This window comes from Arthrobacter psychrochitiniphilus (genome assembly GCF_003185915.1).
GTDB lineage: Bacteria > Actinomycetota > Actinomycetes > Actinomycetales > Micrococcaceae > Specibacter > Specibacter psychrochitiniphilus.
Genome location: NZ_QHLZ01000006.1, coordinates 193,311 through 211,980 on the forward strand (window position 1 = coordinate 193,311; position 18,670 = coordinate 211,980).

The 18,670-nt window shown below is 61.2% G+C and carries 19 protein-coding genes; 18 read left to right on the forward strand and 1 reads right to left on the reverse strand.

Annotation, left to right across the window (positions count from 1 at the left end):
* Window positions 1-2: 2 nt before the first annotated feature.
* The 14 genes from CVS29_RS11215 (at window position 3) to nusB (ending at window position 13,594) form a co-directional block, all read left to right on the forward strand.
* Complete coding sequence (locus tag CVS29_RS11215) at window positions 3-1,469, forward strand: replication-associated recombination protein A (protein ID WP_110106403.1); 1,467 nt, start codon at window positions 3-5, stop codon at window positions 1,467-1,469.
* A gap of 302 nt (window positions 1,470-1,771) precedes the next feature.
* Window positions 1,772-2,398: a 30S ribosomal protein S4 gene (gene rpsD / locus CVS29_RS11225; RefSeq protein ID WP_110106405.1), complete on the forward strand. Its 627-nt coding sequence runs from the start codon at window positions 1,772-1,774 to the stop codon at window positions 2,396-2,398.
* Window positions 2,399-2,589: 191 nt separating this feature from the next.
* On the forward strand, window positions 2,590-2,964 hold the full coding sequence (locus CVS29_RS11230; RefSeq protein WP_110106406.1) for a DUF948 domain-containing protein: 375 nt from the start codon (window positions 2,590-2,592) through the stop codon (window positions 2,962-2,964).
* A gap of 42 nt (window positions 2,965-3,006) precedes the next feature.
* Entirely contained in the window at window positions 3,007-3,243 is a 237-nt protein-coding gene (locus CVS29_RS11235) for a hypothetical protein (RefSeq protein ID WP_179442424.1), read from the forward strand.
* 151 nt (window positions 3,244-3,394) lie between these two features.
* A complete protein-coding gene (gene alaS / locus CVS29_RS11240; RefSeq protein WP_110106407.1) occupies window positions 3,395-6,076 on the forward strand; it encodes an alanine--tRNA ligase in 2,682 nt (893 codons plus the stop codon).
* Window positions 6,077-6,134: 58 nt separating this feature from the next.
* Window positions 6,135-6,674 (forward strand): Holliday junction resolvase RuvX, encoded by a 540-nt coding sequence (gene ruvX / locus CVS29_RS11245; RefSeq protein ID WP_110106516.1) that lies wholly within the window; start codon window positions 6,135-6,137, stop codon window positions 6,672-6,674.
* Complete coding sequence (mltG, locus tag CVS29_RS11250) at window positions 6,671-8,035, forward strand: endolytic transglycosylase MltG (RefSeq protein ID WP_110106408.1); 1,365 nt, start codon at window positions 6,671-6,673, stop codon at window positions 8,033-8,035. Before ruvX ends, mltG begins: the two co-directional genes overlap by 4 nt.
* Window positions 8,023-8,946: a shikimate dehydrogenase gene (locus tag CVS29_RS11255; protein ID WP_110106409.1), complete on the forward strand. Its 924-nt coding sequence runs from the start codon at window positions 8,023-8,025 to the stop codon at window positions 8,944-8,946. The genes mltG and CVS29_RS11255 overlap by 13 nt, the downstream gene beginning before the upstream one ends.
* Before the next feature lie 5 nt (window positions 8,947-8,951).
* Window positions 8,952-10,151 (forward strand): chorismate synthase, encoded by a 1,200-nt coding sequence (aroC, locus tag CVS29_RS11260; RefSeq protein WP_110106410.1) that lies wholly within the window; start codon window positions 8,952-8,954, stop codon window positions 10,149-10,151.
* A complete protein-coding gene (locus CVS29_RS11265) occupies window positions 10,151-10,723 on the forward strand; it encodes a shikimate kinase (RefSeq protein ID WP_110106411.1) in 573 nt (190 codons plus the stop codon). The genes aroC and CVS29_RS11265 overlap by 1 nt, the downstream gene beginning before the upstream one ends.
* 3 nt (window positions 10,724-10,726) lie before the next feature.
* A complete protein-coding gene (gene aroB / locus CVS29_RS11270) occupies window positions 10,727-11,851 on the forward strand; it encodes a 3-dehydroquinate synthase (protein ID WP_110106412.1) in 1,125 nt (374 codons plus the stop codon).
* Between the two features lies 1 nt (window position 11,852).
* Entirely contained in the window at window positions 11,853-12,353 is a 501-nt protein-coding gene (locus CVS29_RS11275) for a tetratricopeptide repeat protein (RefSeq protein WP_110106413.1), read from the forward strand.
* A 237-nt stretch (window positions 12,354-12,590) separates the two neighbouring features.
* Window positions 12,591-13,154, forward strand: a complete 564-nt coding sequence (gene efp, locus CVS29_RS11280; RefSeq protein ID WP_110106414.1) for an elongation factor P — start codon at window positions 12,591-12,593, stop codon at window positions 13,152-13,154.
* Complete coding sequence (nusB, locus tag CVS29_RS11285) at window positions 13,154-13,594, forward strand: transcription antitermination factor NusB (RefSeq protein WP_110106415.1); 441 nt, start codon at window positions 13,154-13,156, stop codon at window positions 13,592-13,594. Before efp ends, nusB begins: the two co-directional genes overlap by 1 nt.
* Window positions 13,595-13,660: 66 nt before the next feature.
* Here the strand turns inward: nusB and CVS29_RS11290 are convergent, their stop codons facing one another.
* Window positions 13,661-15,052 (reverse strand): PrsW family intramembrane metalloprotease, encoded by a 1,392-nt coding sequence (locus CVS29_RS11290; RefSeq protein WP_146213041.1) that lies wholly within the window; start codon window positions 15,050-15,052, stop codon window positions 13,661-13,663.
* Between the two features lie 147 nt (window positions 15,053-15,199).
* Between CVS29_RS11290 and pyrR the strand changes: the two genes are divergently transcribed.
* From pyrR to CVS29_RS11310, 4 genes are read left to right on the forward strand one after another with little or no spacing between them, the layout of a single operon-like run.
* Window positions 15,200-15,811, forward strand: a complete 612-nt coding sequence (gene pyrR, locus CVS29_RS11295) for a bifunctional pyr operon transcriptional regulator/uracil phosphoribosyltransferase PyrR (RefSeq protein ID WP_110106417.1) — start codon at window positions 15,200-15,202, stop codon at window positions 15,809-15,811.
* The gene (locus CVS29_RS11300) at window positions 15,808-16,818 is read left to right on the forward strand and encodes an aspartate carbamoyltransferase catalytic subunit (protein ID WP_110106418.1); all 1,011 of its coding nucleotides are present in this window, start codon (window positions 15,808-15,810) and stop codon (window positions 16,816-16,818) included. The genes pyrR and CVS29_RS11300 overlap by 4 nt, the downstream gene beginning before the upstream one ends.
* On the forward strand, window positions 16,815-18,140 hold the full coding sequence (locus tag CVS29_RS11305; protein ID WP_110106419.1) for a dihydroorotase: 1,326 nt from the start codon (window positions 16,815-16,817) through the stop codon (window positions 18,138-18,140). The genes CVS29_RS11300 and CVS29_RS11305 overlap by 4 nt, the downstream gene beginning before the upstream one ends.
* Window positions 18,140-18,664 carry a PH-like domain-containing protein gene (locus CVS29_RS11310; protein ID WP_245932194.1) on the forward strand — a complete coding sequence of 175 codons (525 nt, stop codon included), beginning with the start codon at window positions 18,140-18,142 and terminating at the stop codon, window positions 18,662-18,664. The genes CVS29_RS11305 and CVS29_RS11310 overlap by 1 nt, the downstream gene beginning before the upstream one ends.
* The last annotated feature ends 6 nt before the right edge of the window (window positions 18,665-18,670 follow it).

Consider the following 18,670-nt stretch of genomic DNA (forward strand, 5'->3'; position numbering starts at 1 on the left):
GGGTGAGTGACCTTTTTAGCGCGCTGCATGGCGACGATGACACGGACGACGACGATTCCCTCGCCTCGAGTGGGTCAGCGGGGGACGGATCGCGCCCACGCAGCCCCCTTGCCGTGCGCATGCGTCCGCGAAGCCTTGAAGAAGTTGTGGGCCAGAAGCACCTGCTGGGCCCCGGCTCACCACTGCAAATGTTGGCGGCTGGTGGCAGCGCTGGGGGAGCGGCAGGGCCCGCCTCCGTGATGTTGTGGGGGCCTCCCGGGACGGGAAAGACCACGCTGGCACACGTGATTGCCCGCGGACCGGGACGGAAGTTTGTGGAACTTTCCGCCATCACCGCCGGGGTTAAGGATGTGCGCCGGGTCATGGACCAGGCGCTGACCGACAGGGATCTGCACGGGCGCACCACTGTATTGTTCTTGGATGAAATTCACCGCTTCAACAAGGCGCAGCAGGATGCCCTGCTGCCTGGGGTGGAGAACCGGTGGGTCGTGTTGATTGCGGCCACTACCGAAAACCCGTCGTTCTCCGTGGTGGCACCGCTGCTCTCACGTTCCATCTTGCTGACCCTGCAGCCTCTAACAAATGCGGACATCCAAGGCCTGTTGGAGCGGGCCATCATTGATCCGCGCGGCCTGGACTCTCTTGTCACCGTGACGGATGAGGCACTAGATCACCTGGTGCGGCTTGCGGCTGGCGATGCCCGCAGGGCGTTGACCACTTTGGAAGCCGCCGCAGGGGTGGCCCTCTCTGAAGACGCAGAGGGTGCTGGTACGGGTGCTGGTGCGGGCGCTGGTGCTGAGCAGGGCCAAGACGCCCCGGTGGAGATTAACCTGGCCATTGCTGAGCGCGCCATAGATGCTGCAGCCGTGCGCTATGACAGGGCAGGGGATCAGCACTATGACATCATCAGCGCCTTCATTAAGTCCATCCGGGGTTCCGATGTAGACGCTGCGCTGCACTACCTGGCACGCATGCTGGAGGCAGGGGAGGACCCGCGTTTCATTGGCCGGCGCATCATGATCTCCGCCGCCGAAGATGTGGGCATGGCCGATCCAACAGCGCTACAAACGGCTGTTGCGGCAGCCCAAGCCGTGGCACTGATTGGTATGCCGGAGGCTCGGATCATCCTGGCCGAGGCTGTAGTGCATGTGGCTACCGCGCCGAAGTCCAACGCTGCCTATAACGGCATCAACGCCGCCATTGCCGATGTTCGAGCCGGTAGGGGCTCCACCGTTCCGGCGCCGCTGCGAGATGCCCACTATGCCGGATCGGCCGGGCTTGGCCACGGCAAGGGTTACATCTACTCCCACGATTCACCGCACTCCATTGCCACCCAGCAATACCCGCCGGATGACCTGGTGGGACGGAACTATTACACGCCTACAGCCAATGGGCACGAACGGGACCTGGGTCCACGCCTAGCCCGGCTGCGGGAGATTATTCGCGGAACAGAACCCAAGAAGGGGTGACGGCGCAGGATGAACCGGGCCTGCAGAGTTGGTGGCTCAGATTTGGCACCCTCCTCGGTAGTAGGCAGCGGCGCGCTGCTGCTCGAGTGCTTGCAAGTGGTAGAGTTGAACCCGCACTGGCAAGCTCTGGCTCCATGCACAACATCCAAGCACGCACTGGGCGGCATTTTGCCGCGTATTTGCCGTGCTAACAAGGATCTTGTTGTCCATGCCCAGGTGCTGTAGCGACGGGTTGCAATAGCCCCAGCTCTCCACAATGGAGGCCAGAGACAACACTTATTGCACCTATTGGAAGGACACAAGTGGCTAACAACACACGTGCCCGCCGTCAGGCCCGCCTTTCGCGGTCCCTCGGCATTGCTCTGACTCCCAAGGCAGCCAAGTACCTGGAACGCCGCCCGTACGGCCCCGGTGAGCATGGACGCGCCCGCAAGAAGCAGGACAGTGACTACGCTGTACGTCTGCGCGAAAAGCAGCGTCTGCGCGCCCAGTACGGCATCCGCGAAGCACAGATGACCCGTGCCTTCGAAGAAGCCAAGCACACCAAGGGCATGACCGGTGAGAACCTGGTTGAAATCTTGGAAAGCCGTTTGGATGCTTTGGTTCTGCGTGCAGGCTTCGCCCGCACCACGGCCCAGGCTCGCCAGCTGGTTGTTCACCGCCACATCATGGTTGACGGCGCCCGCGTGGACCGCCCGTCGTTCCGCGTTGCTGAGGGTCAGCTGATCCACGTGCACCCGCGCAGCCAGACCATGGTTCCCTTGCAGCTCGCTGCAGCCGGCGCCCACCGCGACGTGCTCCCCGCGGTCCCCGCGTACTTGGACGTCAAGCTGGAGAGCCTGCAGGCTCGCCTGGTGCGCCGCCCCAAGCGTGTTGAGGTTCCCGTAACCTGTGAAGAGCAGCTGGTTGTTGAATTCTACTCACGCTAAATTTTCTTAGCATGAAGTAGAGCTCGAATCCTTCGCAGCTTGAAACACATTGCAGCCCGTGGCAACCGCCGCGGGCTGTTTTGTGCCCGAATCACGATACTTTTGGACTAAGGTATTTTGGGGAAACATGTTGTATTCGGCCACGGCCGGACAATATTGGCCAACGAGCATGGAATTGAGGCGGCACACACATGAGTGGTGGCGACATTGCAGGATTGATCGCGGCAGGGGTCTTTGCCATCTTGGTGGCTTTACTGGCTGTGCCGATCCTTAAACTGGGCAAGGTGTTTGAAGAAATTCGCATCACCATTAAACAGATCGGCGACGGTACCACCCCGCTGATCGAAGAGGTCACGGCAACAGTTGCCACAACCAACACACAGTTGGGCAAGGTTGATTCAATCTCCAACAACGTCTCAGACGCAACCGCCAACATTTCAGCGCTGTCAGCACTCGTCGCAGCCACCATCGGCTCCCCGCTGATCAAAGTTGCCGCGTTCTCCTACGGCGTCCGTCAGGCCTTTTCCGGCCGCAGCAAGCCCTCACGCGCCCGGCGCGCCCGTTAACCGCGCCCGCAAAATATTGCCGTTATATAAGGACAAGCATCCATGAAGAAAATCTTTTGGCTGGGCGTGGGCATCACCATTGGTGTCATCGCAGCACGGAAAATTACGGCTGCTCGAGGCGCGCTGGGCCCCGAAGGGCTCAACCGGGCCGTGGGACGTGTGGGTGATGCGATTGCGGATTTCGCTGACACACTCCGTGAGAACATGAATGAACGTGAAAGTGATTTGCGGATAGCCTTAGGCGTTGACCAAGACCCATCCCTGACAACCCGCCGCTGAAGCAACGCACCACAGCGCCAGCACCACAGCGCCAGCGCCATGCGCCATCAACGGCGCTGAACTAAAGCCGCTGAACTAAAGCCGCTGAGCTTCACCTGCCAGCGACGTAAAGCTTTTTGCCCTGTAGAACTATGAAGGAGCCACCAGGCTAATGAAATCGCACGACATCGCAAACCGCTGGGTAGAATTCTTCGCCAGCAAGCACCACACACCCGTGCCCTCTGCCTCCCTGGTGTCCTCCGACCCTTCCCTACTGTTCACAGTGGCCGGCATGGTCCCTTTCATCCCGTATCTGACCGCCCGCGAGGTCCCGCCGTTCAAGCGCGCCACAAGCGTGCAAAAATGCATCCGCACCGGAGACATTGACGAGGTTGGCAAGACGGTCCGCCACGGCACCTTCTTCCAAATGTGCGGCAACTTCTCCTTCGGCGACTACTTCAAGGAAACCGCCATCCCCTACGCCTGGGAACTGCTCACCAGTTCCTTGGACGACGGCGGCTACGGCCTCCCAGCGGAGCGTCTGTGGGTCACGGTGTACACCGAGGACGACGAGGCGTACGGTATCTGGCGCGATAAGGTGGGCGTCCCCGCTGACCGCATCCAGCGCATCGGCAAGGAAGACAACTACTGGTCCACCGGCCAGCCCGGCCCGGCCGGACCCTGCTCGGAGATCTTCTACGACCGTGGCGCAGAGTATGGTATTGACGGCGGCCCCATTGCGGATGAGACCCGTTACATTGAAATCTGGAACCTCGTGTTCATGCAGTACCAGATTGACAACGTCACCTCCAAGGTGGACTTCGATGTGGTGGGTGAACTGCCCAACAAGAACATTGACACAGGCCTGGGACTGGAACGTCTTGCCATGATTTTGCAGGGCGTGGAGAACATGTACGAGACCGATCAGGTCCGTCCCGTTCTGGACAAAGCCGCCGAAATTTCCGGCAAAAAGTACACCTCCACGGAGGACCCTGCCGACCCGCACCACACAGATGACGTGCGCATGCGTGTTGTTGCCGACCACATCCGCTCCTCCCTGATGTTGATTTCCGACGGCGTCACCCCCTCCAACGAGGGCCGCGGCTACGTGCTGCGCCGCCTGATCCGCCGTGCCGTGCGTGCCATGCGCCTCCTGGGCGTGGAAACAGCCGTCCTGCCGGAGCTGCTGCCCGTTTCACGGGACGCCATGAAGGGCGCCTACCCTGAGGTGGAAACCGACTTCGCGAGGATCGCACGCATTGCTTACGCGGAAGAGAAGTCCTTCCTGCGCACCATTGCCAGCGGCACGGCCCGTCTGGAGGAAGCCGTGAAGGTTTCCAAGGCAGCCAACCACCCGCTGTCCGGTGAAGAAGCCTTCGCTCTCCATGACACCTACGGTTTCCCCATTGACCTCACCTTGGAAATGGCCGGCGAAGCAGGCCTGGCCGTTGATGAGGCAGGGTTCCGCACACTCATGCTCGAACAGCGTGATCGCGCCCGTAAGGACGCCAAGTCCAAGAAGAGCGGCCACGCTGATCTCACGGTGTTCCATGAATTGCATGCCCAGGGCGAGACTGTTTTCACCGGCTATACCGAGTTGGAAGGCGAGGGCCGCATCCGCGCCATCCTGGCCAATGGTGCCGCCGTGGCGCACGCCTCCACGGGCGATGAAGTTTCGCTGGTCCTGGACGCCACTCCGTTCTACGCCGAGGCCGGCGGGCAGGCTGCTGATACGGGCCTGATCACCGGTGACGGCTTTGTGGTGGAAGTTCTTGATGTCCAGCGCCCCATCAAAGGCCTGAGCGTTCACAAGGCAATTGTGCGCGAAGGCGAACTGCCAGCAGACGCTTTGGTGCGTGCTGCCGTGGACCGCGAACGCCGCCACGCAGCAGAGCAGGCACACACGGGTACGCACATTGTGCACGCTGCCCTGCATCAGATCCTCGGCCCGGAAGCACTGCAGCGAGGCTCCTTCAACAAGGCCGGCTACCTGCGCTTCGACTTCGCCTGGGGTGAGGGCCTGAGCGCCGCGACCCGTTCTGAGATCGAGGAAGTTTCCAACATTGCCATTCGCAACAACTACCGTGTGGACACCAAAGTTATGGATTTGGACGCCGCTAAGGCGCTCGGAGCCATGGCCCTGTTCGGGGAAAACTACGGCTCCGAGGTCCGTGTTGTAGAGATCGACGGCGCCTGGTCACGTGAGCTGTGCGGCGGCACGCACGTGGATAGCACCTCCCGGATCGGTTCGCTGACCCTGTTGGGTGAGCAATCGGTAGGGTCCGGAAACCGCCGCGTCGAGGCCTTCGTTGGCATGGACGCGTTCCGTCACCTGGCCGCCGAGCGCGCCCTGGTCAGTGAATTGACGGACATGCTCAAGGTGCCCTCCAGCCTGCTCCAGGAACGCGTGGCCGCCACCTTGGCGAAACTCAAGACCGCGGAGAAGGAGCTGGAACGTCTCCGCAAGGAACAGCTCAGCGCAGCAGCAGCAAACTTGGTAGGAACTGCCGTGGACGCCAACGGCGTGCGCGTCATTGCCCACAATGCCGGCGAAGTTGGCAGCGCCGATGAGCTGCGCGTGCTGGCACTGGACCTGCGCGACCGTCTCGGCTCGGCGCCGTCGACCATTGCCGTAGCCGGAGCCAGCAATGGCCGGCCCATCATTTTGGTTCTCACCAATGAGGCCGCCCGCCAGGCCGGCATCAAGGCTGGGAACCTAGTCAAGATCGCCTCCGGTATTCTCGGCGGCGGCGGTGGCGGAAAGCCTGACATGGCTCAGGGTGGCGGCTCGGATGTGACTGCTATTCCCGCAGCACTGACTGCTGTCAGTGACGCAGTGAAGAACCGGACCTAGGGCCTCAGTGCTGGAGCTTAACTACCCGCAAGGGGTCAAACTTGGTGTGGACGTGGGCATGGTCCGGGTGGGGTTGGCCACGTGCGATCCCGAGGGTATCTTAGCCACGCCTGTGAAAACGCTCAGCCGTGACGCTAAGCGCAATAGTGATATCAAGGTGGTTCTCAAAGAGGCCGCCACCCGGTGCGTACGGCAGATTTTTGTTGGCCTGCCCCGCACCTTAAAGGGTGAGGAAAAGGCTTCGGCGGACATGGCTAGAAGCTATGCGCAGCAGCTGGCAAACTTGCTGGATGCTGCGGGAATGGATGTCCCGGTGCGGCTTGTGGATGAACGCCTGAGCACTGTCAGCGCCCACCAGTCACTGCATCAGGCTGGTATCAGTAGCCGTGAACACCGTAAAGTGGTAGATCAAGTGGCGGCAGTTGAAATCCTGCAACATGCCATTGATATGCAAAAAGCGCGCAATGGTGATGTTGGAGAGATCGTGCGCGCCATCAAGTCGGGTGTTGTGGGGACTGCCGATTCATCTGAACACGAAGAGGGAACCACCATCACCAGTTTAAACACTGCGCCTCTTGAGCCCCGGGAGGCGCCATGAGTGATCTTTTTCGGGACCGCTCCCAGAGCTCCGGCGGACGCCGCAGCACCGAGCCCCACCACGCTGAGCCCTACCATGCCGAGCCCCAGAGTGACGGGCCCCAGAGTGACGGGCCCCAGTACGACGACGAGCACAGCGCCGCCGAAGGATATGGGCACGATAACGCTGAAGATGCTCTCTACACGGGTCATTCGGACTACGAACACTACGAAGAGTATGGGCAGCACGAATCTTCCGAGCCCGTAGCGCCGGAGGTGCTGGTGCTGCCTTCGCGCAGAACCAGCCGGGTCTCCAAGCGGGTCCGCAAGCGCCGTCGCAGCCTGGCCTTCCTGGTGGTCCTGGTGCTGTTTGGTGCTGTTGTTTACTTTGCGGTCCAGGCCGTTAAACCCATGCTGGGTGGATTTACGGTGCCGGACTACCCGGGCCCTGGCACGGGGACGGTACAGATTCTCATCCAGCCGGGCGCCAACGGGCGCACCGTGGCCAGCGAGCTCAAAAGCAGTGATGTGGTGGCGAGCGAGCAGGCGTTCCTGGATGCGCTTAAAGCTGCTGATGGCTCAGGTTCTTTGCAACCTGGAGAGTTCCAGATGAAGTCCCAGATGAAGGCCTCAGACGCGGTGGCTATTTTGCTGGCCAGTAGTGATGAGAAGGTCCACTACGCTGCCGTGGCACAAAACCTGCGTATCAACGAGGTTCTGGCGGTGCTAGCCAAGAGCACAGGGATTCCCGAAGGCGAGTTCACTGCCCTGTCCAAGGAGCCGAAGCTCTTTGGGCTCCCGGCCCAGGCTCTGAACCTTGAGGGTTACCTAGCACCGGGGGAGTATCGCTTCTCCATAGACCTTAACGCCCAGGAAATTCTGGCCCAAATGGTGGAGAACACCAAGAAGGAGCTGACGGAGACCGGAGTCACCGATCCTGATGAGCAGTTCCGGGTTCTAACCATTGCCAGCATCATTGAATTTGAGGGTACGCCGGATAACTATGCGCTGATTTCCGGTGCCATTGAAAATCGGCTCAACAACCCTGACGGGGAAACTGGTGGACGGATTGAATCCGATGCCACCGTGACCTATGGTCTGGGCACCAAGTCTTACCACTTCACGGCAGCGCAAAAGGCTGACAAGTCCAATCCGTACAACACGTATGCGAATCCGGGGCTGCCTATTGGCCCCATCGGTTCCCCGGGCGCCAAGGCCATTGTTGCTGCCGCTCACCCCAAAGCGAATCCGTATTATTTCTGGGTGACCGTGAACCTTAAAACCGGAGAGACTCTTTTTGCGAAGACCTATGCCGAACATCAGGCTAACGTGGCGAAGTTCTCCGCATGGTGCGCAGCCAATGAAGGTGAATGCAACCAGTGACAGATAAGCTTTTCGGTGCGGTCTTAGGACACCCCATTGGGCACTCACAGTCACCGGCCCTGCACAACGCCGCCTACACGGCGCTGGGAGCCCCCTTCAACTACGTTGCCCGCGATCTCCAGCTGCCGGAATTGGCCGGCTTCCTGGCACAGGTGCGTGCTGACGGGAACTGGTACGGTCTCTCCGTCACCATGCCGCTGAAGAACGAGGCGGCCATGCTGGTGGATGAGCTCACACCTGTTGCTGCTGCCGTTGGTGCCGTCAACACCATTGTTCCTAGGCGGGACGGCACCGGAGGCACCCGCCTTGTGGGGGACAACACCGACGTCGCCGGGATTGTCAACGCCCTGCGCCACGCAGGCGTGGGACAGCGGCCCCGGGCGGCCATCCTGGGCGGTGGAGGCACGGCAGTTTCGGCCATTGCCGCCCTGGGGCAACTCCACGCCACGGACATCACGCTCTTTGTGCGTAACGCTCACAAGGCTGCTGGGACCCTCCATGTAGCAGCAGCCCTGGGTGTCGGCGTGGTGCTTGAATCCTTTGATGCTGCCGCCGGGAAACTGGCCGGCTTTGATGTCATCATTTCCACGCTGCCACCGCACGGTGCGGACGGGCTCGCCGGAGAGTTTGCGGGCATAGGTGCAACTGTGCAGGACGGGGCGTTGTTGTTGGACGTGGCCTATGATCCGTGGCCCAGTGCCCTGGCGCAGGTTTGGCAGGCTGCCGGTGGCACAGTTGTGGCGGGCATCGAAATGCTTTTGTACCAAGGTGTGGAACAAGTCAAACTGTTTTCAGAGGCCGGAGGGTTAGGTACCTTGGACACAGTGCAAATCGGGGACGTCATCAATGTGATGTGCGACGCAATTGGCGTCCACAGGCGCGATTCCCATGAACAGAACATGGCAGGATAGAGAGTATGTTGCGTTGGTTGACCGCCGGAGAATCACATGGCCCGGCTCTCGTTGGAATTATTGAAGGCGTGCCCGCCGGTGTGGAGCTCACGAGCGCCCACATCCAGGACGCCCTGGCCAGGCGACGTCTGGGCTATGGCCGCGGCGCCCGCATGAAGTTTGAGCAGGACGTGGTGACCATTTTGGGCGGCGTCCGGCACGGCTTGACTCAGGGTGGCCCCGTTGCCATTCAGATTGCCAACTCGGAATGGCCCAAGTGGGAGTCGATCATGTCTGCGGACCCCGTGGATGCTGCCGAGTTGGAGGGGCAGGCCCGCAACGCACCCTTGACGCGTCCGCGCCCCGGCCACGCCGATTTCACCGGTATGCAGAAGTACGGATTCAGCGAGGCCCGCCCCGTGTTGGAGCGTGCCAGTGCCCGCGAAACCGCCACACGAGTAGCCCTCGGTGCAGTGGCCGCGCAGATGCTCGCCGCCGTAGGCGTTGAACTGGTCAGCCACACGGTGCAAATTGCCGGCGTTGCCTTACCCGAAAGTGCCGCGCTTCCGGTGCTCTCCGACGTGGCCGCACTGGATGCCGATCCGCTGCGCTGCTTTGACGTAGCCACCTCAGCCGCCATGGTTGCGGAAGTGGATGCGGCTCAGAAACAAGGCGAAACACTCGGCGGAGTTGTTGAGGTCCTGGCCTACAACCTGCCTCCCGGACTGGGCAGCTATGTGCACTGGGACCGCCGCCTGGACTCACGCCTGGCCGGTGCCCTCATGGGTATTCAGGCCATCAAGGGCGTGGAGGTTGGCGACGGGTTCGCCACCGCCGCACGCCGAGGCTCCGCCGCACACGATGAAATTGTGCGCGACGAATCCGGGCGCATCATCCGCACCTCCAACCGTGCCGGCGGCATTGAGGGTGGTATGAGCATTGGCGATGTGCTGCGTGTACGCGCGGCCATGAAGCCCATTGCCACCGTGCCGCGCGCCCTGAAGACCATTGACGTTGCCACCGGTGAGCCCGCAAAGGCGCACCATCAGCGCTCCGACGTCTGTGCCGTTCCGGCTGCCGGCGTAGTGGCGGAAGCCATGACCGCACTTGTGCTGGCAGAAGCACTCGTGGAGAAGTTCGGCGGCGATTCCATTGCGGAGACCAAGCGGAACATGGACAGCTACCTGGCGGCCATCCCCGCCAATCTGGATACCCAGGACCACTGATGGGCACGGGCAGGGATCCGGTGGGGGCGCCGGACTTCACGCCCCAACAGCCCATTGTCATGATCGGGCCCATGGCTGTTGGCAAGTCCGTGATTGGGGCCGAGCTGGCGCGCGTGCTGGGACTGGAGTTCATTGACTCCGACCACAAAATTGTGGCCAAGCACGGGGCCATTCCTCGGATTTTTGCCGGCAGGGGCGAGCACCACTTCCGTCAGCTCGAGGCGAAGGCCATTGCCGACGTCCTAGATAGCCCCAGCCCCAAAGCCGTGGTCTTGTCTCTGGGCGGTGGCGCCGTCCTGGACTCCGGAACCCAGCAATTGCTGGCCCGGACCACCGTTGTTTTCCTGCGTGCAGAACTGGACACCGTCCGGGAGCGCATCACCCGCAACACAGGCCGTCCCCTGCTGTCGGCGGACCCCGTTGCCGCCTGGGAACGCTTGGCCGCCGTGCGCGGTCCTGTGTACGCCCGGCTGGCCAACATCACCCTTGATGTGGCCAATTCCAATGTGCCGCAGCTTGTTGAGCGGCTGATCCGTCTGTTGGCAGCAGAATCCAGAGAAGAGAATTCCTAAACCATGAACACCGTGAACCCAGAGACTTCCACAGAAGCAGCCACCCCCAACACCGTCATCAAGGTTACCGGCGTCTTGCCGCAGGAGAATTACGAGGTGGTTGTGGGCCGGGGGCTGCTGGCGCAGCTTCCGGCACTCTTGGGTGAGCGAGTCAAAAAGGTCTTGGTTATCCACCCGAGGGCGTTGCGCCTGACGGGGGATACCGTCCGGGATGAACTCGAAGCTGCCGGCTTCACCGCCCTCACGGCAGAGATTCCCGATGCCGAAGAAGGCAAGCACATTCAGGTGGCTTCTTTCTGCTGGGAAGTTTTGGGCAAGAATGATTTCACCCGCTCCGACGCCATTGTTGCCGTAGGTGGTGGCGCCGTGACCGATGTGGGCGGATTTGTTGCCGCCACCTGGTTGCGCGGGGTTAAGCTCGTGAATATTCCCACCTCCCTGCTGGGCATGGTGGACGCCGCTGTTGGTGGCAAAACAGGGATCAACACGGCAGAGGGCAAGAACCTGGTGGGCGCATTCCACCCGCCGGCCGGCGTGCTCGTTGACCTGGATACCTTGGCCACTCTGCCCCCCAATGAACTGATCTCCGGGATGGCCGAGGTGATCAAGTGCGGCTTCATCGCCGATCCCGTGATCCTGGATTTGATCGAGGCCAACCCGGAAGCCGTCAAGGACCCCGCCTCCGCTGTGCTGCGCGAACTCATTGAGCGTGCCATAGCTGTGAAGGCTGCCGTGGTTTCGGCAGATTTGAAGGAGAGCGGTCAGCGTGAAATCCTCAACTACGGACACACCCTAGGCCACGCCATTGAACTGGTTGAACGCTACTCCTGGCGCCACGGTGCCGCTGTGTCCGTCGGCATGATGTTCGCGGCAGAACTGGCCCGCAGTGTAGGCCGGCTCAGCGATGCCGATGCTGACCGGCACCGCACCATCTTGGATCTTTTGGGACTGCCGTTGAGCTACCGCAGGGACCGCTGGCAGGCACTGCTCGATGGTATGAAGCGGGATAAAAAGACTCGCGGGGACCTGCTGCGTTTTGTGGTTCTTGACGGCATTGGCCGGCCCGGGATCTTGGACGTGCCCGATCAGTCCCTGCTCTTTGCCGCCTACCAGGAAATAGCTTCCTAGCATGGGGTTAAAAGATTGGCCCTCAGCCGGATTCCCAGGAACAGCCGTCAACCCCGAGACGCTCCTGCCGGAAGTGGTGGATGAAGAGGCCTGCGAGTTGGCACTGGAAGAGTCAGGCGATGCCGCGGATAGGGTCTTTGTTCTGCTGGCTCGAGGGCTGACGGCCGAGGCAGCCGATGCTGCTGCCACCGCCCGGCTCAGCGATCCTGGATCATTGCGGTTGCAGGTCCTGGACGCTGATATTCTGCGGGCCAGCAAGCATTTTGACAGGGCCGAGAAGATCCTGCGGGCCGTTCTGCCAGAGGTGGCAGGAAAACCCATGGAAGCCTGGGTTTTTCAGCAGCTCGGCAAGGTGTATTTCAGCAACGGTGCCTTTGAAACGGCGGCGAAAACCTTCGCCACCGCCCTTGAGCTGCGGGTGGTATCCGGCTCCGACGCCTCAGCAATTTACTCGGCCACGGTGTCCCTGAAACGGGCCCTGGACCTGGCCGAACGCGAATAACGCCTCCACCGGGTGGATTCCAGGTCCGCGCATCCGGATAATCCATCGATCCGTGAGAAAAGGTCGCTTTGGCGGTTCTAAACAACCTTTTCTCACGGATCGATGTTGTGAGGGCCGCCGTCGTGCTTGCCGGTGAGGTGTCCAGCCATGGTGGTAGAAATCATGCGGCGGCGCAAAGCAAGGTGCGGTAGTATGGTCAATGGATTTTTGAAAATACTTATACGCTAAGAGGCTACTGTGGCAACGACAAACGACATTAAGAACGGCACCGTTCTCAAACTTGAAGGACAGCTCTGGAACGTCATTGAGTTCCAGCACGTCAAGCCAGGCAAGGGCGGGGCGTTTGTCCGCACCAAGATGCGCAACATCCTCTCCGGCAAGGTGGTTGATAAGACCTTCAACGCTGGTTTGAAGATTGAAACCGCAACGGTTGACCGCTCAGACTTCCAGTACCTGTACCAGGACGGCGAAGACTACGTCTTCATGGATCTGGACAACTACGATCAGCTCACCGTGTCAGGCAAGACCATTGGTGACGCCACGAACTACATGCTCGAAAACATCAATGTGACCATCGCGTTGCACGAGGGCTCACCCCTCTACATTGAACTGCCGCCGAGCGTGCAGCTGCGTATCACCTACACCGAGCCCGGACTGCAGGGTGACCGCTCCTCCGCCGGTACCAAGCCCGCAACGGTTGAGACCGGTCTGGAAATTCAGGTTCCCTTGTTCGTTGAGAACAACACTCTCGTCAAGGTTGATACCCGTGACGGCAGCTACTTGGGACGTGTCAGCGAGTAGTGGCAAGCACTAAGGACAGCAACAAACCGAATTCGGCACGTAGCAAGGCCCGCCGCCGCGCCCTGGACATTTTGTTCGAGGCCGAGCAGCGTGAGGTCAGCGCCATGTCGGCTTTGACGGCACGGCGTGAAATTGCCGATCAGATCATCAACGTCTACACCGTTGACCTGGTTGAAGGCGTGACAGCAATGGCCGAGAGCATTGACGAATTCCTGGCGACCTACTCACAGGGCTGGACGCTTGAGCGCATGCCCGCCGTGGACCGGATTATCCTGCGCATCGGCACCTGGGAGCTGCTCTACAACGACGACGTTCCGGATGCAGTCGCCATAAGCGAAGCCGTGGAATTGGCAAAAATTCTCTCAACTGATGAATCTCCCCAGTTCATCAACGGCCTGCTGGGACGTTTGCAGCAGATCAAGCCGACTCTGCTGGCCTAGAAGCCGCCTGGGGCCCACCCGCAACGAGAACTGACCGGCAGCCAAGAGCTGCGGGTCAGTTCTCGTTTAAGGCTGTTGCCAGGGCTGATGCTGGGATTGAAAATGCTGGGCTTGCATCTGTTGCGCTTGCATCTGTTGGGACGCCAAGTTTTGGGCCTGCCACACAGCCTGTGAATGGCGCCCTAGCAGTTCGCTACGCACGGCGGTGCTCCTGTTGAGCAATCCGAGTTCTAGTTCCTGGTTCGCGGCGAAGCGTGTTCTTGACCCTTTGCTGGCGCCCCGGGCATCAACTAGCAGCCGCTGCCGGGTGAATGCCAGGCGCGTGGCCAGGCGGATGAACTCCTTCATGATGGGTGCCGCCGCAAAGGTCCTAGCCCATGTTAAAGCGCGACGCCGGCCTGCACCTGTTGCGAGCATCGGCACCTCTTGTTGGGTGAACCAGCCAGACGGGACGTAATCGGATAGACGCCGGCGGGTGAGTTTCGCCTCAGAGCGGCGCAATAAGACGATGCCCACAATGCTCAGGATGAACAAGGGGACCTGAAGCACCACGTACACAATGATGAAGTTGCCGCCCAAAAAGGCTGAACCGTTCCAAAGCCCATGCAGGAGCATGGCCGGGACAAGGCCTACCACCCAGGCGCCCAGGACCATGAGGGTGCCACCGTTGCGGGCTGCATAGCCCACACAGACGCCCAGCATTGCGGTAAACATGACATGGGCAAACGGTGACATGAGCCCTCGCAGGATGAAGATGCTGGCCAGGCCGCCCACGGCGCCGTCCGCTTCGGAAAGCGCCTGGCCGAAATAGAGGATATTTTCCGTGAATGCGAAGCCGGCAGCGATCATGCCCGCATAAACCACCCCGTCTATGGGACCGTCGAAGGTGCGCCGGCGCAGGAAAAAGAGCAACAGCAATCCGGCACCTTTGCAGAATTCCTCCACTAAGGGTGCCTGAATTACGGCCCCCACCATATCAGCGTCCGCGGCAGGGTTGGGGCTCATGAGTAGGGGCTGGACCCAGCTACCCACAACAAGGGTGGTGACAACAGCCATCCCGGCACCCCAGCAGAAGCCCAGGATCAAGGCCGCGAGGGGCTCCGGTTCCCACCTGTCAATCCACATCAAGGCGGCAATACAGATAACCAAAGGGATCAGTGCCAACGCCCCGCAGATCAAAAAGACGTTGGCGCCAATGGAAATGGCGAAGAAGGCCAAGGTCACCAGTGTTACTAGAATCAGCACGCTGAGCAAAATGATGTTGGTCACTTTGACGCCCGTGCCCCGAGGCTTTCGTTTGGTTTGCACCGGGGCCGGATGCGCCCAATAGTCAGGCCGGTAGCTCAGCGCCGAGCCGGGCCCGGGCCCCTGCACCTGTGGCAGTGGTGCTTGGGCGTAGTGCGGTTGCGCCAGAGGCGCACCTGCGGCGGGATCTTGCCAGTGGCCAGGTTCAGTCATGTTCTCAAGCGTAGGGCCAGTGCGTGCCCGCTCCAAGGTGCCGCGCTGTGCCAGCGCGTGGGCGTGGCGGTGCCTGTGGTAGTTTGAGTTGTACGCATTCAACCTTTTAATTCCGTCCTGTGAGGCGGGGAAAGGGGACGCGAGAAAATGACGAATTCCTCTGCAGAGTATGAGGCAGTTCAGCAAAACTCGGCACCGCTCACTGTGTCCCGTGTGGTTCTCAGCGCCGGAGATATTGAACGGGCGCTAACTCGTATCGCCTATGAAATTTTGGAATCCAACAAGGGCAGCGCCAATCTGTTGCTTTTAGGCATTCCGCGCCGCGGTTACCCACTCGCCCAGCGACTGGCCGCGAAACTGGCCGCCAGTGATCCAGGCATAGACCCCGCCGCCATTGTTGGCCAGCTCGATGTCACCATGTTCCGTGACGATCTAGCCCAGCATCCCACCCGAGCCCCGCAGCGCACCGAACTGCCCGTATCCGGTATTGACGGCAAAACAGTGGTCCTGGTTGACGATGTGCTGTATTCCGGGCGCACCATCCGTGCAGCCTTGGATGCGCTGGTTGATTTGGGCCGCCCCCGCGTGGTGCGCCTGGCCGTACTGGTGGATCGCGGGCACCGCGAGCTGCCCATCCGTGCAGACCATGTTGGCAAAAACCTGCCCACATCCTCCACTGAAAAAGTGCGTGTGCGCTTGAGTGAAATTGATGGTGGCTCAGCCGCCGATGACCAGGTTGTTATCGAGGCTGGCGCATGAGGCACTTACTTTCCACCGAACAGCTCAGCCTCGAAAACGCCATCCAGATCCTGGACACGGCCCAGGAAATGAGTGCCGTGGGCGAGCGGGAAATCAAGAAGCTGCCCGCCCTGCGCGGACGCACCGTGGTGAACTTGTTCTTTGAGGACTCCACCCGCACCCGCATCTCCTTTGAAGCCGCAGCCAAGCGCCTCTCCGCAGACGTCATCAACTTCAGCGCCAAGGGATCCTCCGTCTCCAAGGGTGAATCCCTCAAGGACACCGCCCAAACCCTGGAAGCCATGAGCGCTGACGCCGTGGTCATCAGGCACTGGGCCTCCGGGGCGCCCGCTCAGCTGGCCAACTCCGGCTGGATTGATGCCGCCGTCATCAACGCCGGTGACGGTACCCACGCACACCCCACCCAGGCACTGCTGGACGCCTTCACCATGCGAGCCCACTGGGCTAAACTTGCCGGCACCTCCTCCGTGGGTGCGGACCTGAGCGGCATGCGCGTGATCATTGTTGGCGACGTGCTGCATTCCCGCGTGGCCCGCTCCAACGTGTGGCTGCTGCGTACCCTGGGTGCTCACGTGACCTTGGTGGCGCCACCCACCCTTCTGCCGGTCGGCATCGAGCACTGGCCCTGCGAAGTCAGTTATGACCTGGACGCGGCCCTGGAAAAGGGTGTTGACGCGGTCATGATGCTCCGGGTCCAGGCCGAACGCATGAACGCCTCCTTCTTCCCCTCCACCCGGGAGTATGCGCGCCGGTGGGGGTTCGACGACTCCCGCCTGGCCAAGTTGGATGCCCTGAACCTCAAGGACACCATCATCATGCACCCCGGGCCCATGAACCGGGGCCTGGAAATTTCCTCGGCCGCCGCTGACTCGCCACGCTCCACCGTGCTGGCCCAGGTGCGCAACGGTGTCTCGGTGCGCATGGCCACCTTGTACCTCCTGCTATCCGGGGAAATGCGTCAGAGCCACGCCCCCTCACCTCTGCCCTCAGTAAAGGACCCTTCATGACTTCTTCTGGTTACTTGATTCGTTCAGCCTCCCTATTGGGCAAGGAAACCGCCGATATCCTGGTCCGAGACGGGGTTATCGCCGCGGTGGGCCAGGACCTGAGTGCCGAGATTGTGGGACAGGCAACTGTTATTGACGCCACCAATCTGGTGGCACTGCCCGGCATGGTTGACCTGCATACCCACCTGCGCGAGCCCGGCCGTGAAGACGCCGAAACCGTGGAAACCGGCACCCGTGCCGCAGCCCTGGGCGGGTTCACCGCCGTGCACGCCATGGCCAACAGCTCACCCGTGGCTGACACCGCCGGCGTGGTGGAGCAGGTCTACACGCTGGGCCGTGAATCCGGCTGGGTGGATGTGCGCCCCGTGGGTGCAGTAACCGTGGGACTCGCCGGTGCACAGCTCGCCGAGCTGGGGGCCATGGCCGATTCCCGCGCCCGCGTCCGGGTCTTCTCCGATGACGGCATCTGTGTCAGTGACCCCGTCCTGATGCGCCGTGCCCTGGAGTATGTCAAGGCGTTCGACGGCGTGATCGCCCAGCATGCGCAAGAACCCCGCCTCACCGAAGGCGCCCAGATGAACGAGGGCGAAGTCTCCGCTGACTTGGGCCTGGCCGGCTGGCCGGCAGTAGCCGAAGAATCCATCATTGCCCGTGACGTGCTGCTAGCCCAGCATGTGGGTTCACGCCTGCACGTGTGCCATGTGTCCACAGCCGGATCGGTGGAGATCATCCGCTGGGCCAAGGAACGCGGTATCTCTGTCACCGCTGAGGTCACCCCGCACCACCTGCTGCTGACCGAAGAACTGGTACGCAGCTACAACCCCGTCTACAAGGTCAACCCGCCGCTGCGCGCCGACGCCGACGTTCACGCACTGCGTGCCGCTCTGGCTGATGGCACCATTGACATTGTTGGCACCGATCACGCCCCGCACCCTAGCGAAGCCAAGGAATGCGAATGGGCCGCCGCAGCCATGGGTATGACGGGATTGGAAACAGCCCTGTCAGTGGTGCAGGAAACCATGATCGAAACGAACTTGATGACCTGGGCGGACTTTGCCCGCGTCACCTCCACCACGCCGGCACAGATTGGCCAGCTGGCCGATCAGGGCCGTCCCTTGGAAGTGGGGGAGCCGGCCAACATTGTGCTTGTGGACCCCGCAGCGCGTTGGACCGTTGATCCCTCCGCCATGGCAACCAAGGGCCGCAACTCACCGTTCGCCGGCCTGCAACTGCCGGGCAAGGTCATTGCCACCTTCTTTAACGGACACCCCACAGTGTTAAGTGGCATGCTCAACACCCCCTACCGCCATGGAGCCAACTAGTGGATGAACGGATTCTTCCCGGCATCCTGACCCTACTGCTGGTTGTGGTGGTGTTCGCCCTCATGGGATGGGGCTGGCGGAACAAGCTCAAGCGGCAAAGTGATGTTGCTCAGCTTCCCGCGGTGCCCACCGATCTGGGTGAGGCAGTGATCAGTGTCCCCGGCATGTATGTGGTCACCACCTCGGGCGGGGACTGGCTTGACCGGCTGGCCGTTCACGGCTTGGGCATCCGGACCACCGCCGTGGTCCATGTTTACCCGTCAGGGATCCTGGTGGAGCGCACAGGGGCACAAGAGATTTTCATCGCCGCGCAAAAACTTACCGAGGTCAGCACCGGCTCCGGCATGGCGGGTAAATTTGTGGAAAAGGATGGACTGGTTGTTATTGGCTGGTTGCTGGAGAATACCCAAGTAGACACGGGCTTTAGAACCACAGAAGCTGGCGCTAAACGCCCCTTGATTCACGCATTACAGGCACTGTTGCCTGAAGACAGCGATACAGAGCGCAACGGAAAGAACAATTGAGAATGA

Bases quoted from the DNA above. Each gene is read 5' to 3' on its own strand.
- CVS29_RS11230 (WP_110106406.1), top strand. From the start codon at position 2,590: ATGAGTGGTGGCGACATTGCAGGATTGATCGCGGCAGGGGTCTTTGCC.
- CVS29_RS11235 (WP_179442424.1), top strand. From the start codon at position 3,007: ATGAAGAAAATCTTTTGGCTGGGCGTGGGCATCACCATTGGTGTCATC.
- alaS (WP_110106407.1), top strand. From the start codon at position 3,395: ATGAAATCGCACGACATCGCAAACCGCTGGGTAGAATTCTTCGCCAGC.
- ruvX (WP_110106516.1), top strand. From the start codon at position 6,135: ATGGTCCGGGTGGGGTTGGCCACGTGCGATCCCGAGGGTATCTTAGCC.
- mltG (WP_110106408.1), top strand. From the start codon at position 6,671: ATGAGTGATCTTTTTCGGGACCGCTCCCAGAGCTCCGGCGGACGCCGC.
- CVS29_RS11255 (WP_110106409.1), top strand. From the start codon at position 8,023: ATGCAACCAGTGACAGATAAGCTTTTCGGTGCGGTCTTAGGACACCCC.
- aroC (WP_110106410.1), top strand. From the start codon at position 8,952: ATGTTGCGTTGGTTGACCGCCGGAGAATCACATGGCCCGGCTCTCGTT.
- CVS29_RS11265 (WP_110106411.1), top strand. From the start codon at position 10,151: ATGGGCACGGGCAGGGATCCGGTGGGGGCGCCGGACTTCACGCCCCAA.
- aroB (WP_110106412.1), top strand. From the start codon at position 10,727: ATGAACACCGTGAACCCAGAGACTTCCACAGAAGCAGCCACCCCCAAC.
- CVS29_RS11275 (WP_110106413.1), top strand. From the start codon at position 11,853: ATGGGGTTAAAAGATTGGCCCTCAGCCGGATTCCCAGGAACAGCCGTC.
- CVS29_RS11290 (WP_146213041.1), bottom strand. From the start codon at position 15,052: ATGACTGAACCTGGCCACTGGCAAGATCCCGCCGCAGGTGCGCCTCTG.
- pyrR (WP_110106417.1), top strand. From the start codon at position 15,200: ATGACGAATTCCTCTGCAGAGTATGAGGCAGTTCAGCAAAACTCGGCA.
- CVS29_RS11300 (WP_110106418.1), top strand. From the start codon at position 15,808: ATGAGGCACTTACTTTCCACCGAACAGCTCAGCCTCGAAAACGCCATC.
- CVS29_RS11305 (WP_110106419.1), top strand. From the start codon at position 16,815: ATGACTTCTTCTGGTTACTTGATTCGTTCAGCCTCCCTATTGGGCAAG.